General features: G+C 54.2%; 12 protein-coding genes. 4 read left to right on the forward strand and 8 right to left on the reverse strand.

Annotated features, from left to right (window positions below; all coding sequences use genetic code 11):
• Positions 1-145: 145 nt before the first annotated feature.
• A complete protein-coding gene (locus AAC086_RS14725) occupies positions 146-1,189 on the reverse strand; it encodes a hypothetical protein (RefSeq protein WP_339779693.1) in 1,044 nt (347 codons plus the stop codon).
• Positions 1,190-1,506: 317 nt separating this feature from the next.
• Here AAC086_RS14725 and AAC086_RS14730 point away from each other — a divergent pair, with 317 nt between their 5' ends.
• From AAC086_RS14730 to AAC086_RS14740, 3 genes are all read left to right on the forward strand, one after another.
• Positions 1,507-2,091, forward strand: coding sequence for a TIGR00730 family Rossman fold protein (locus AAC086_RS14730; protein WP_339779694.1), 585 nt, complete (start codon positions 1,507-1,509; stop codon positions 2,089-2,091).
• Between the two features lie 122 nt (positions 2,092-2,213).
• Complete coding sequence (locus tag AAC086_RS14735) at positions 2,214-3,296, forward strand: FAD-dependent oxidoreductase (RefSeq protein WP_339779695.1); 1,083 nt, start codon at positions 2,214-2,216, stop codon at positions 3,294-3,296.
• 183 nt (positions 3,297-3,479) lie between these two features.
• Positions 3,480-4,562: a cytochrome-c peroxidase gene (locus AAC086_RS14740; protein WP_339779696.1), complete on the forward strand. Its 1,083-nt coding sequence runs from the start codon at positions 3,480-3,482 to the stop codon at positions 4,560-4,562.
• Positions 4,563-4,689: 127 nt separating this feature from the next.
• Here the strand turns inward: AAC086_RS14740 and AAC086_RS14745 are convergent, their stop codons facing one another.
• The 5 genes from AAC086_RS14745 to AAC086_RS14765 all read right to left on the reverse strand — a co-directional run bounded on the left by AAC086_RS14745 (position 4,690) and on the right by AAC086_RS14765 (position 9,203).
• On the reverse strand, positions 4,690-5,451 hold the full coding sequence (locus AAC086_RS14745; RefSeq protein ID WP_339779698.1) for a molybdopterin-dependent oxidoreductase: 762 nt from the start codon (positions 5,449-5,451) through the stop codon (positions 4,690-4,692).
• The gene (locus AAC086_RS14750; RefSeq protein ID WP_339779700.1) at positions 5,441-6,076 is read right to left on the reverse strand and encodes a cytochrome b/b6 domain-containing protein; all 636 of its coding nucleotides are present in this window, start codon (positions 6,074-6,076) and stop codon (positions 5,441-5,443) included. The genes AAC086_RS14745 and AAC086_RS14750 overlap by 11 nt, the downstream gene beginning before the upstream one ends.
• A 111-nt stretch (positions 6,077-6,187) precedes the next feature.
• Positions 6,188-6,883, reverse strand: a complete 696-nt coding sequence (locus AAC086_RS14755) for a hypothetical protein (RefSeq protein ID WP_339779701.1) — start codon at positions 6,881-6,883, stop codon at positions 6,188-6,190.
• A 217-nt stretch (positions 6,884-7,100) separates the two neighbouring features.
• Entirely contained in the window at positions 7,101-7,700 is a 600-nt protein-coding gene (locus AAC086_RS14760; RefSeq protein ID WP_339779702.1) for a TetR/AcrR family transcriptional regulator, read from the reverse strand.
• A gap of 570 nt (positions 7,701-8,270) precedes the next feature.
• The gene (locus tag AAC086_RS14765; protein WP_339779703.1) at positions 8,271-9,203 is read right to left on the reverse strand and encodes a LysR family transcriptional regulator; all 933 of its coding nucleotides are present in this window, start codon (positions 9,201-9,203) and stop codon (positions 8,271-8,273) included.
• 189 nt (positions 9,204-9,392) lie between these two features.
• On the opposite strand from AAC086_RS14765, the gene AAC086_RS14770 reads away from it, so the two are divergent.
• A complete protein-coding gene (locus AAC086_RS14770) occupies positions 9,393-10,349 on the forward strand; it encodes an EamA family transporter (RefSeq protein WP_339779705.1) in 957 nt (318 codons plus the stop codon).
• A 232-nt stretch (positions 10,350-10,581) separates the two neighbouring features.
• Here AAC086_RS14770 and AAC086_RS14775 read toward each other — a convergent pair whose 3' ends face one another.
• Both AAC086_RS14775 and AAC086_RS14780 read right to left on the reverse strand, forming a co-directional pair.
• The gene (locus AAC086_RS14775) at positions 10,582-12,366 is read right to left on the reverse strand and encodes a DHA2 family efflux MFS transporter permease subunit (RefSeq protein ID WP_339779707.1); all 1,785 of its coding nucleotides are present in this window, start codon (positions 12,364-12,366) and stop codon (positions 10,582-10,584) included.
• Positions 12,366-13,469, reverse strand: coding sequence for an HlyD family secretion protein (locus AAC086_RS14780; protein WP_339779709.1), 1,104 nt, complete (start codon positions 13,467-13,469; stop codon positions 12,366-12,368). The genes AAC086_RS14775 and AAC086_RS14780 overlap by 1 nt, the downstream gene beginning before the upstream one ends.
• Positions 13,470-13,564: the final 95 nt, after the last annotated feature.

Raw genomic sequence — 13,564 nt, forward strand, 5'->3', positions numbered from 1 at the left:
CGGAAATGCATCAAGCTGTTGGAAATGCGTCAAATTGCACTTCAACGGCCCTGTTTTGGGCCTACCAATCGGTATTTATGCCCGTCAAGTATGCATGTGATGACCATCACCCGCAATAAACAGGGGGGATTACCGAAAAACCTTATCAGGGTGCCGTCATTGCAGCGCCGATAAAGGCAACAAGGGCGGCCATGCCAACCGGCAAGGCCAGAACCAGCACGCGCACCACCGCACTTCCAGCCCACAAAATACCGGCTTCACGGCTGCTGCCCCCCTTTGTGCCGCTGGCGGCAACCCGGTCCAGGCGCAAGACACGATGCAACAAGATGGTTCCGGTCCCGGAAAACATCACCAGAACCAGCACCGCATGGGCAACCAGACTGGCCGGTGCACGCAAAATTGCCGTTGCGCCCGCCACCATAATGGCCCCCACCATCGACAACCAGACCGCTGCGCGATATTGCGGCGCGGCCTTTTCCGAGATCAGGGCAATCAGCAAGGCAATTGCCATTGCCCCATGCAGGATTTTCAAATCCCGCAGGCCAAATTGCACAGCAATAATGCCCATGCCAAACACCAGAGCGAAAAATACCGACAACGCACCCGGCCCACGATCGCCACCATCAGCATCGCTGCTGACCGATTTGTTTTTGCGTGTTGATGTTATTTTTGTTGTTTTGGCTTTGGTTTTCTTCGTTGTTTTGCCGCTATCCTCGGCGGCATCGGCGGCAAAATCGGGCAGGGTCACATAGGCCAGCACCAGGGCCACAGCCAAATATCCGGCCCATGCCAGCACCGAAACCACATGCGCCGTTCCTGGCAATGTCAGTTGCCCTAACAAAGCCGCTGTCCCGCTAACATCGTCGCCCAGAACCAGCCAACCGCCCCCGACAAGAATAACGCACGCCAAAACCGATGCGATGCGGACCGAAAAACGGGCCACATCGATCATGATCCCGGCAAGCCCCCCGATCAGGATCACGGTTAAAACCGCACCGGCGCCGCCCCGCATACCTTCAGGCAAACCAACGGCCGCAGGCACCGCAACCAGAATGGCGGGAATAATCGCCGACAAGGCCATGCGCCGCGCCACAGCGCGATCCAGCCCCAGCCAAAGGGCAAGCATCAACACTGCCGTAATAATGCCGGAAACAAGGATGGCAAACCAGAATGGGCTATCGACAAACACGCTGTATGAACCTGCCTTTATTGTTGTACATCTTTTCATATTCCAACAGTACCGGCCCCTGTCAGAGGAAAGCACAATGCGAGATCGCCACAATACGACATATTGCGGCACAAATCGGGCTGCGCAGGACATTGCGCAAAATGGCGCATTGCAACATCACCGGCCCCCTGCCTGTCATCAAAACCGGTTTTGACATCAAGATATCATTGACGGCGCAGGCATATCATACGCTAAGCTGGGGATGAAAGGGTCATTGAAACCGTTGCCGGTTTTAACGCATCCTTTCCTGCAACAAGATAACAACAAGGCAGGCCGTCATGACGAAAATAAACTCGATTTGTGTGTTTTGCGGTGCATCGAATGGTGTGAACCCGCAACACAAGGAAAACGCCATCGCCTTTGGCAAAATGATGGCCGAACGCGGCATTACCCTGGTTTACGGCGGCGGGCGCATTGGCCTTATGGGCGCGGTTGCCGATGCGGTGATGAAAAACGGCGGCAAGGTTGTCGGCATTATTCCCGCCCATCTTGACGACATTGAAGTCGGCCATACCGGTCTTTCGGAACTGATTGTGTGCAAGTCAATGTACGAGCGCAAGGTGGAAATGTTCCGCCGTTCCGACGCCTTTGTCACACTGGCAGGCGGGCTGGGCAGCCTTGATGAAGCGTTCGAGGCATTAACCCTGCGCCAGCTTGGCATTCACGACAAGCCATTGGTGTTTTTAAACGCACTGGGGTACTGGGACAAATGCCTGGCGATGATCGAAGGCATCATCGAGGATGGCTTTGCACGGCCCAGCAACCGCCAGCTCTATTCAGTGACCGATACGCTCGAAGGCGTGTTTGAAAAGCTGTCGGCTGAACCGGGACCGAAATTTGATCCCAAGGAAAAGCTGCTGTAATCTGGTGCGATGATCCAGGGATTACAAGGAATGCAAAAGTGCAAAGGGTGTCACATTGCGCCCTTTGCATCCGCCCCGCCCGCTCCTTTTCCCGGCACCAACGGGCCACAACAGGGAACACAATGGTGACCACCCCCCATGTAACCGTGATCGGTGCGGGTATTGTTGGCATCACAACGGCCTTTTTCCTGGCCCGTGCCGGGGCATCTGTGCGGCTGGTCGATCGCCACGACACACCGGGATGCGGGGTCAGTGGCCGGTCTTTTGGCTGGATCAATTATATCACCCGCGACCCCGCCGACGATCTTTCTGTGCACCGCTATTGCCGCGCCGCATTTGATCGTTACCAAGCGCTGAACAAAGACTTTGACGGCATGCTTTTTCCCCCGGCAACCGGTTCCCTTCTATGGACAAAAAATGCCGCACAGACCTTTGATCTGGCCAGCCGACACCAGCAGCAAGGCACCTCCACACGTGCAGTAACCCGCACTGAATTTGCCATGCTTGCCCCCTTCATTGTTCATCCGCCCGAATGTGCCGCCTATTCCCCCGACGATTTTGCGCTGCATCCACGCCACGTCCTTGAACATTATCGCAAGGCCCTTTGCGATCGTGGTGCAGAGATGATTTTCGGTCAAAACGTCGACCAGATTGTGGTGCAAAACAATCAGGCGCGCGCGATTGTGCTAAATGGCACGGAACTGGCAACCGATATGGTTATTGTTGCATCAGGCACGGATAGCATTGCGCTGGTTTCACCCTTTGGCAATCATCACGGCATCATATCTTCGCCTGCCGTCCTGATCACGATACAGGCGGAAATTCCCGGGTTTCAAGGTGTTTTGTGCGGCCCGGAACTTGAAATTCGCCAACTTGAAAAAGACCTGTTCATCATTGCCGAAGACATGCCGGAAAATCCGGCGTCAAACGCTTTGCAACACTTGGCCGATCAGACACTGGCATCTGTTTGCAGCGTTTTTCGCCAGGTCAAAAACCCGCGTATCATATCGGTAAATGTGGGCAACAGGCCCGACAGCACCGATGGCCGGGCACGGGTTGGGCGTTTGAAAAATGTTGAAAACCTGTTTCTTGCACTTGCCCATCCCGGTTTTATTTTGGCACCGGTTATTGCCCAAAGCCTGACCGACCAGATTTTTGACCGGGAAACCACATACGAAATTCCGACAGGGACTATCGAGACCTGATCTCGCCCTTCAGGGGGAAGGCTGCGAACCGCACTGCAAACGCATATTTAACGCCCTTCAAAGCAACCAGGGTAATATATTTTATATCAATATTAATTAAATTAGATTTTTGACATAAATCATGGTTTTCAGCGGGTTACAGTGATGATGTGACGCCACTCGCATATGAGAGAGGGGACCATCATGAACACCACCCGTAGCTTCGTCCGGTTGCTGGGGGCTAGCGCCCTGTGCATCGGATTTGTGACCAGCGCCCTTGCCGCCGACAAGGTCGATAATGCTGCCCTGCGCAAAGCCGCAGGTGATTATTTTGAAGTGATTCCGTCGGCTGTTCCGGCGGTTAAAGGCAATGCCGTTACCCATGAAAAAGTCGAACTGGGCAAAATGCTGTTTTTTGAACCCCGCATTTCATCCAGTGCGCTGATTTCGTGCAACACCTGCCACAATCTGGGCATGGGCGGTGACGATAACCTTGAAACGTCGATCGGCCATGGCTGGCAAAAAGGCCCGCGCAATTCGCCGACCGTATTTAATGCCGTTTTCAACATTGCCCAGTTCTGGGATGGCCGTGCCGCCGACCTTAAGGCACAGGCCAAAGGCCCGGTTCAGGCCGGTGTTGAAATGGCCAGCACCCCGGAACGGGTTGTAACCACGCTAAAAAGCATGCCCGACTATATCGAGCATTTCAAAAAAGCCTTTCCCGGCGAAGCCGACCCGGTAACGTTTGATAACATGGCCAAAGCGATTGAAGCCTTTGAAGCCACGCTGATCACCCCGACATCCCGTTTTGACCAGTTCCTTGAAGGCAATGACGTGATCCTCAGCGATCAGGAAAAAGAAGGCCTTGCCCTGTTTATGGATAGCGGCTGTGCCTCGTGCCATAATGGCGTGAATGTGGGTGGTAACGGCTATTATCCGTTTGGCGTGGTTGAAAAACCCGGCTCCGACATTTTACCGGCCAACGATAAAGGCCGGTTCGCCGTCACCCAGACTGCCGATGACGATTATGTCTTCCGCGCTGGCCCGTTGCGCAATATCGAGCTAACGGCCCCCTATTTCCATACCGGCAAGGTCTGGGATCTGGAACAGGCCGTTGGCATTATGGCAACCAGCCAGTTGGGCACCGAACTTGATGATAAATCAATTTCGGCCATTGCCGCCTTCTTGCGGACCTTGACGGGTGAAGAACCCCGGATCGTTTACCCGATCCTGCCGGTAAGCACCCATGCAACGCCCAAACCCGTTGCCATGACGATCAAGAACTAAAGCATTTGCACTGGTGGGCGACTTATCCCGCCAGTGCACTCTGTCACCGCTCGTTTACCCCGCCTGCCGCCCACCCGCATTGCCGGGCCGGGCGGCTTTTTTGTGTGCAAAGCCGTTACCAGCAAAATCAAACCCCGGCGAACCAGTCATATCCCTGATTTTCCCAATAACCGCCGGAAAAGCTGTTGGTGACTTCGATGACCCTTAAATTCTTGGCACTTTTAAACCCCAGCTTGGTGGGGATGCGCAGGCGAACAGGTGCCCCCCATTCCGGGCTTAGCGGTTTTCCAATAAACTCCAGTGCCAGAATGGTTTGCGGATGCAGGGCGCTCGCCATATCAATGCTGGTGGTATAATCATCAAAGCAGGTGAATTTTACATATTTCGCCCGCGTATCCGCCCCGATTTTGCGCAAAAACACCGCAAGTGGCACGCCACGCCATTGCCCAATCTGGCTCCAGCCTTCAATGCAGATATGGCGGGTGATCTGGCTTTCTTGCGGCAGGGTTTGCAAGGCATCCAGGGTCCAGGCTTTTTTGTCGGTGACCTGCCCGGCAACTTCCAGCCGCCAGTCATCCGGAACGCCGCGCACCTGCCAATCGGGGTAATAGGCATTAAAGCGGAACGGGTCGGTAATGGCACTGGCGGGATAGGTTTGTGCCAAACGCGCCGGATCAAATAATTTGGCCTGCACCTTGTCATCAAACCGCAAGATTGCCTTTAACGCAGCATCAACACCGCTATCGGTGGATAAATTACACCCGGTTAACATCGCAAGCCCGCCCAGCGACAGTGACCCGCGCAAAAATGCCCGGCGGCTAAACCGATCCAGATCGGCACGAATATCGTCTGGCGTAATCACCGGCTTAATACGCTTTTTAAGCATCATGTGCCTCCTGCTGATCAGACGGAACAGATTTGAACATGGAAACAAGCGTGCGCGGTACAATCGCGACCAAAGCAAGATGAACAACGATAAAACCGACGATCAAAATCATCATTGCCAGGTGAATATTGCGGGCCAGAACAAAGCCGCCAAATAGCGAAACCAGCCCGCCAAACTGCACCGGCTTCCAGATCGACAGGCCGGTTAAAACCTCGATCGCCAGAATGCAAATCACACCGCCGTAAAACAGGCGCTGAACAGCATTGTAATGGCCGATTTTGTGCGGCAAACGCAGGCAAATCGCTGCCCGCATATCGCTTAAAAAGGCCCTGGGCGATGGCGGTTGCAAATTGCGTTTGAAGTGACCTGAAAAAATGCCGTAAAGCACATAAGCCACCCCATTGATTACCAACAGCCACGCGGCACTAAGATGCCATGCCAGTGCACCGCCCAGCCACCCGCCCAATGTTGCCCATTGGGGAAACAAAAACGGTAAGTCGGGCGAGGCATTGTAAATTTCCCAACCGCTAAACATCATGCAGCCAAGGGCATAAACATTTACCCAGTGCATGATGCGAATGGACAGCGAATGGGCAGGTCGCCCCAATGGTTGTGCAGGATTTTTCATGAAAATCACCATTTTGAAAATCAGACCGGCGGCATACAGCCAGTAAGGGGGTGGGGCATGAAGATAAGATACAACACACAAGCCCCACCCGCTCAGGCAAGCCTTTGCCGTTTACATCGGCGGGATGACGCCGTCCTTGCCAACGGCAATCAGCTTGGCAGTTGTGGTTTCACCATCGTGAATGGCGACAACGAAAACACGCGCTCCCGTTGTCAGGTCGGCCTTTGTACCAGCCTGCAAAGCCACAATTGGGGCTGTTGGCGGCACAAGAACCGTCTGCTCACCGCCTTTATAGGTAACATTCAAAACGGTAAGTCCGCCTTTGGCGGCAGCCATGGACACATTGCCATTGGTCATGGCACTGTGAACATCGGTTTCACCCGAACTGGCAACGGTGGCGACATTGCCGTTGGTCATGGCGCTGGCTGTGGCGGCACCGGCGGCAAGTGTGGTGTCGGAAATTTTATCCCATGCATAATGGCCTTCACCGGCACCGCGCATTTCGGGTGGAAATATCGATACTTCCAATGCAATCAGCTTGGAACCGATGGTTTTGGTGGCTGTGCCAATATAGCTGCCTTCTTTTAAATTATCGAGGCCGGAGCGAACCACAGCAGCATAATGGGTCTGATCATCAAGGGTGACAGTGATATCCTTGTTTTCGCGGGTATGGATAACCAGAGATTGCGGGTTAAGCGCGCTAATGCTGCCCCGCAAACGTTCGGGCATGGGCTCGGCATGGGCAAACGGGGCAAAGGCAACGGAAATGCCAAGGGTGGCCAGGGTTAGAGCGATAAAAGGTTTCATTGTGATCTTCCTGTAGATTGGAGACGGGGGAGGGAGAAGCGTTAAAAACAGCAGAAAAAGTGCTGTTATACGGGCGCAGGCAGGTTCGTTTTCCCGTCAATTGGGCACGCCAGCTGACAGAAATATTGTGTCGCAAAAAAAGCCGTGATCAGGCTGACAATCCCTCAAGGCACTTCACCTGAAATGCGGGAAAGGTCATGTTGGTGATGGTTTACATTTACGGGGCGGCGGGGGCGTTAATTAACAATCGTTCCAGCGCGGGCCAGGCCGTTGCGCCAAAACAGGCGGGGTCACGGGCGGCCCGTGCCGATATCATAGATCCATGAACCAGCGTCATCAGCATCCGCGCCTCAGCCTTTGCACCGGCCTGCAGGCAGACCTGGCCCCGGGCGTCGGCCCGTTCCATTACCGTGGTTAGCCAGCCAGACAAATCGTCGAAATGCCCCTGGACTTCATCGGCAACAGCATCGGGAATTAACGGCAATTCAGATGCCAGCATCACGCAAATGCAAAACGGCAACGGTCCGTCATGCAGGCAATGTTCCCAAAACTGGATAAAAAGCCGCAAAAGCTGTACCGGATCGTCATGTGCGGCTGCCGCCAGGTCAAGTTGGCGGCGGGATTCTTCCCGATACCGGGTCACAACAGCCTTTACCAGATCGGCCTTCGCCGGAAAATGGTAATGGATGCTGGCATTGGTGACGCCAAGGGCCTTGGCAATATCGGCATAGCTAAAACCATTGTAACCGCCATTGGCAATCAGCAAACGCGCAAGATCAATAATTTCGAGGGCTTTGGGCGATGTCTTTTGGGTCATGGGCAAAACTTACTTACTGATTAGTAAGATGACAATACCTGAATCGTGGCTTTTCGTACCCCAAGATAAGAACAGGCCCTTTGCCCGCCCCGGAAGAAAATATTATTCATTTTTAAAATCAAATAGATAAATGGATATCGCCTACTGATTTTCGTTAAAATCTCCCGCCCCACACCTTTCTGTGATCGGCCTGTGAGCAGCCTTTTATCCGTAAATACTGCCGTTATTTTCCAGATTGATAGCCGGGAGTCCAAACTCTTGCAGTCTGTTTGCCATGGGTCCGTCACAATGAAGCAGCGCAATTTTCGCCAGATATGACGGCCCTGCCCGCATCGCATGATACCGTAAGGTTAACCAGAACGCTGTAGGATGAAGCATCCGGACAATCAACCGGAATGATTTCGGAGACACCTCTGTTACCGGCAAAGGACAGATGGCTCGGAAGCGTTTGGCGCGGGCTTCAGAGAAGTTTGAGGGACTCGTTGATCAGTTTCGATCAACGAGCTTTGGCATAAACAGCTTACCCGGACAGAATAGTGTTAGCACAACACCAAAAACCAGCGGCACAGACTATGCCAGGCTACATTGATGGCTGGCATGACCTGTCGCCCCGCCAAGCCGCAATTGCCGGGTTTTAAAGCGGTCCGCCACCCAGTCGCCCGCGATGCGAATACCTTCGGCTTTGCGTAAATCGCGATGCACAATCAACCAGATGTCGGAATTCAGCGCCGCAATCGGTTGCGAAACCCGCACCAGCCCCGGGTCTTCATCGCCCAGAAAACATGGCAAAATCCCGGCCCCAACCCCGCTTCGTATGGCATGTTGCAACATGGGCGTGGTGCCCGCGCGAAACACCGGTTTGGCGTCACCCAAATGCCCCAAAAGCCAGCGCTGACTTTCATAAAGGTCAAATTCCTCGGCAAAGCAGGCCCAGGGCGCATCCATAAAAATACGATCCCTGGTCAGGGCCAGCATTTGGGCTGCCAGAGGCGGGGCAGCGTAAACCGCGCAGGCAATAGACCCCAGACGCCGTGTAACAAAATCGCCCGTCAGCGGCAGGCCGTGGCGCACGGCAAAATCGGCTTCGCGCTTGGTTAAAAGTTGGGTGTCGTCGGACTGGCGGATTTCTAAAAACAACCCGTCCGGTCGCGCGCCAATTTCATCAGCCAAAAACAGTGCCGCCCACGGGCTCGCGGTTAGCCTTACCTGGCGGTCGCGCACACCCGAAATGGCATCGCCGTGGCGGTGAAAAGCCAGAGCAGCTGTTTCCATGGCTTCGGCACGCGGCATCAAATCGCGCCCGGCATCGGTCAGGCGCAAACCTTCCGGCAGGCGATCAAACAGGGTGACGGCAAGGCTGGCCTCAAGGGCGGATAAATGGCGACCCACGGTGGGTTGGCTTATGCCCATTTCCTGCGATGCAGCGCGCAGGCTACCGGCCCGCGCAATGCCCAGAAACATGCGAACATGGTCCCAGTCCGGTGTTTTTCCTGCCAGCATCATGGTCCTGCCCCCCTTTTGTTTTCTATCTGCCGTCGTTCCCTGCCCGTACACGGCTCGCCCATTTGCAAACGGTGCGCAAAAATGGACCGGTGATACAAAAATGAATAGCTGCATCAAAAATAGCAGCATAGATATTCAATTCTGAAACAGCAATACTCTGCATGTTCATACAAATTTGAGATTTTTCATATGCCTGTTTTACTGCTGCTGATGTTAACAACACTGATATGGGCATGCTTGCTGGTTGCCAACCGGGTCGCATTGGTTCAATTCAATGCCGATGCCTATGCCATGACATGCTGGCAACTGGCCTTTGGCGGACTGGCATTAATTATGCTGTCGCCCGGGCGGCCCATTCCGTGGCGGCAATTTACCCTGCCGGTAAACTGGTTTTACGGTTTTTTGCGCGTGCTGACCGGCGTAACCTGGACAGCAGCGCTGATTTACATCTCGTCCCCGCAAAGCGGTATTTTATCACAAACCGGCATGCCGATGGCCGCCCTTGCCGCGACCTTTATTTTAGGTCGTCCCCCCCATAAAAGCGAATGGATCGGCCATGCCCTGTTGCTGACCGGGGCGGGATGGATGGCTTTTCACCTGCCCGGCGGTTTTACCAATCCTGCAGTCTGGCTGATGCTCGCAAGCGAGGTTACCGCCATTTCATCCTCGGTCGTTGCGGAAAAACACCCGCATAACCAGGTCAGCGACAGTTGGGCGCATTTGCGCTTTACCGGGGTTTTACTGCTGATCACGTCGGCCATGTTTCTGATTTTCCCACCCCTGATCGGCATCATCTCGCCGATTGATTTGCCGTCCCTGTCGCTGGAAAAATTCTTTGGCCTCGAAACCGTGCTGTCTGGTTTGATCATTGGTGCCCTGTTGCGCGGCCCGGCCATGGTGTTGACCCTTCGGTCCATCAAACTGGCAGGTATTGAGTCCTATATCCTCGCCACCAGTTCTTTGCCATTTGTGTTGCTGGCCATCGAAGCCGCAGCGGCACGTTTCACCACAACCCCCAGCCCCAAACCAGATAGTGTGTTCTGGGTATGCGCCGGTTTGGTGGTATGTGGCATTACCATGATCACATTTGGCAAACGACGGGGGGCCAAAATTCGTGCCACCCGGCTGGCCGTTGCCAGCCAATAATAATACGCTTCCCCGTGCCGCACCGTGACGCCTGAACCGGGGTTTTGGGTATCGCGGTAAACGTGCAATCCCTGTTCGCCCTGTCGTGCTTCACCACACCCCAAAACCAAACCCCCGAACTGCACAAGGCAATTCGGGGGTCGGCAAACCGCGCAGGCGGGGTCGGGGGGAGAGTCCAGCGCGGTTTTCTCCTTCGGTTCATTCCCATATCGGCAAAGAACCAATCAGAATATCAATGGGCCGGGGCAGAAGCCCCCATTGCATTGGGTTTTTTCGCCAACGGCAACAATAACAGGGCAAGAACAAACGCCGCCGCCATTGCCAGATGCACATCATTAAAGGCAATCATGCTGGATTCACGGGTCAGAATGCCGCTGATCGACTTCATCGCCGCCGTAGCCGGTTCCGCGATGCCAAGTGCTTCATAACGTGCCGTCAACATCTTCAGGTAGTTCTGATATATCGGGTTGGCCGGGTTGATATATTCAGCCAGATGCGCCCAATGCAGATCGGAACGATTATCAAGCAGCGTATTAATGCAGGCCAGACCGATGGCACCCCCAAGATTACGGGTCAGGTTAAACAGGCCCGAGGCGTTTTTGATTTTGTCATGTGGCAAGGTGCCCAGTGCCAGACTGGTAATGGGCAGCATACAAAACATCAGGGCAAAGCCGCGCACTGCCTGGGGAACCAGCAATTCATCAAAGCCAAGCTGGCTGTTTTGAAAACCGTTCAGGCCAAGGCCCAGCGCGAACAAGGCCAACCCGAGCCCCAGCAACGCACGGGGTGGCCAAACCTTCATCAGGCGCCCCGCAATCGGCGCGGAAATGAACTGACATGCGCCGGTGACGGCCATGATGGTGCCGATTTGCAGGCTGTCAAACCCGCGGATACGGGCCAGTTCCAACGGCAAAATATAAACGCTGCCATAAAGGCCGATCCCCAGGGTGAAACTGAAAATACAGCCCATGGAAAAATTACGGTCGGTAAACGAACTTAAATCGACAATCGGTTTTTCGTAGGTAAACATGCGCCACAGAAAATACAGCCCCGACAGCACACAGATCACCGCGCCATAGGTTATCGCCCGATCATCAAACCAGTCATTGCGCGGCCCTTCGTCGAGCACATATTCCAGACTGCCCAGAAAAGCCGCCATTGCCACCAGACCTTCGATGTCAAAGCCCTTCAGCAAAGAGCGATCGCCCTTGTCGATCCGCAAGGTCATCGCAACAACGATACCAACAATGATCCCCGGAACAATATTGATCAAAAACAGCCAATGCCATGACAATGACTGGGTCAGATAGCCCCCCAAAGTCGGGCCGACCGTGGGTGCCATTGTAGCAATAAGGCCGATAATGACGCTGGCCCCGTTCTGGCGGGATTTGGGGAAAATGATATAGGTCGTGGCAAAAACCGTCGGGATCATCGCGCCACCAAGGAAACCTTGCAATGCCCGAAACACAATCATGCTGTTGATCGACCACGCCATGGCGCTAAACACGCTCATGATCGTGAAACCGGCAGCCGAAAGCACAAACAGCCAGCGCGTTGAAATCAGCCGCGACAAAAAGCCCGATAGCGGAATCATCACCACTTCGGCAATCAGATAGGATGTCTGAACCCAGCCAATTTCATCGGGGCTGGCCGACAGCCCGGCCTGAATATTTTCAAGCGAACTGGCAACAATCTGAATATCAAGGATCGCCATAAACATGCCGATCACCATCGCGATCCAGCCAATAAAGTGCAGCGGATCAATATGGTCGGGGCCATGCGGGGGGGGCCCGCCGGGTTTTCCCCCATTACCGCCATCAGCACCACCACCTGCCCTGCCCGATGCGCGAACAGATGCAGAGTCAAATCCAGCATCAGCACTTGACGCGATACGGTCATCGGCGCTGGCCCGCAAATCCGGAGGGTTATTGTTGTTTGCCATATCCGTTACGTTCGCGGCACCGGCATCTGCTGCCATGTGCTGTTCACGTTCCGGGTAACGGGTGTTTTCGGCCATTATTGCAGTTCCGACAGGTCGCGGACCAAGGCCTGGTTCGGCGCAAGCCCGGTGCCCGAGGCATGCATGTCACCCGACGCATCACGCACATCAACGTCAACCACCACCGACAGGCCAGGGCGCAGCGCATCAGCAACGGGGCTGGGATCGAGTTTGATGCGCACCGGCACACGCTGGGTGATTTTGGTAAAGTTGCCGGTGGCATTTTCAGGCGGCAACAGGCTGAATTGTGCGCCGGTGCCCGGGGCAAAACTATCGATCACGCCTGTAATTTCCGTGTCAGGAAAGGCGTCGACTTCAAGCGTCACTTTCTGTCCCGGTGCCATATGGCCAATTTGGGTTTCCTTGAAATTGGCCACCGCATAAACGCCGGGCAACGGCACCAAAACCAGCAATTGCTCGCCGGGCTGCACCAATGCGCCCAACTGCACCGACCGATTGCCGATGACACCGCTAAACGGTGCAAAAATGCGTGTATCGTCAAGGGTTTGCTGGGCCAGATCCAGATCGGCACCGGCTTCGGACACAGCACGTTCTGCTTCGATCTTTTGTGCCTTGAGAACTTCAAGCTGCCCTTGCTGCACCGCAAGCGTTGCCTTTGATGCATTGACCTGGGCAACGGCCTTGTTACGGTCGGCAACGGCGTAGTCATATTTCTGGCGGCTGGCGGCCCCTCTTTTGACCAGATCCTTGTAACGGTCAAAATCTTCGCCGGTTGTCTTCAGGTCAACCTTGGCAATGGCCAGATTTGCGGCAGCCTGATCGATAGAGGCCTGTTGCAGGTCAATCTGCTTGTCCATTGTATCAAGGGCAGCCATACGCGATTCAAAGGCGGCTTTGGCCTGATTGTATTTGGCCTGATAATCTTCGTCACCAATCACCATCAAAAGGTCGCCCTTTTTGACGGTCTGGTTATTTTCCACCAGCAAACGGTCAATATAACCCGACACCTTGGGCGAAATTGCCACCTGGTCAGCGTGCAAATAGGCATTATCAGTTTCTTCGTGATAGCGACCGTCGGTCAGCCAATAGAAACCGTAATAAGCAGCGCCACCAATTGCAGCCAGGGCAATTAAAGGCAGCACGATTTTTTTAGCGTTCATTTTTTAGCGTCATTCCTTTTGGTATTGATTAGTACCATTTCGTGCAATATGGTACTGGTCAGTACCCCGGTCAAGAATTAAATTGATCTAAAAAT

Origin of the sequence: uncultured Thalassospira sp. (genome assembly GCF_963976115.1) — a bacterium.
Lineage (GTDB): Bacteria > Pseudomonadota > Alphaproteobacteria > Rhodospirillales > Thalassospiraceae > Thalassospira.

Coding starts and splice junctions, on each gene's coding strand:
- AAC086_RS14740 (WP_339779696.1), top strand. CDS start 3,480: ATGAACACCACCCGTAGCTTCGTCCGGTTGCTGGGGGCTAGCGCCCTG.
- AAC086_RS14760 (WP_339779702.1), bottom strand. CDS start 7,700: ATGACCCAAAAGACATCGCCCAAAGCCCTCGAAATTATTGATCTTGCG.
- AAC086_RS14750 (WP_339779700.1), bottom strand. CDS start 6,076: ATGAAAAATCCTGCACAACCATTGGGGCGACCTGCCCATTCGCTGTCC.
- AAC086_RS14775 (WP_339779707.1), bottom strand. CDS start 12,366: ATGGCCGAAAACACCCGTTACCCGGAACGTGAACAGCACATGGCAGCA.
- AAC086_RS14770 (WP_339779705.1), top strand. CDS start 9,393: ATGCCTGTTTTACTGCTGCTGATGTTAACAACACTGATATGGGCATGC.
- AAC086_RS14745 (WP_339779698.1), bottom strand. CDS start 5,451: ATGATGCTTAAAAAGCGTATTAAGCCGGTGATTACGCCAGACGATATT.
- AAC086_RS14780 (WP_339779709.1), bottom strand. CDS start 13,469: ATGAACGCTAAAAAAATCGTGCTGCCTTTAATTGCCCTGGCTGCAATT.
- AAC086_RS14755 (WP_339779701.1), bottom strand. CDS start 6,883: ATGAAACCTTTTATCGCTCTAACCCTGGCCACCCTTGGCATTTCCGTT.
- AAC086_RS14735 (WP_339779695.1), top strand. CDS start 2,214: ATGGTGACCACCCCCCATGTAACCGTGATCGGTGCGGGTATTGTTGGC.
- AAC086_RS14730 (WP_339779694.1), top strand. CDS start 1,507: ATGACGAAAATAAACTCGATTTGTGTGTTTTGCGGTGCATCGAATGGT.
- AAC086_RS14765 (WP_339779703.1), bottom strand. CDS start 9,203: ATGATGCTGGCAGGAAAAACACCGGACTGGGACCATGTTCGCATGTTT.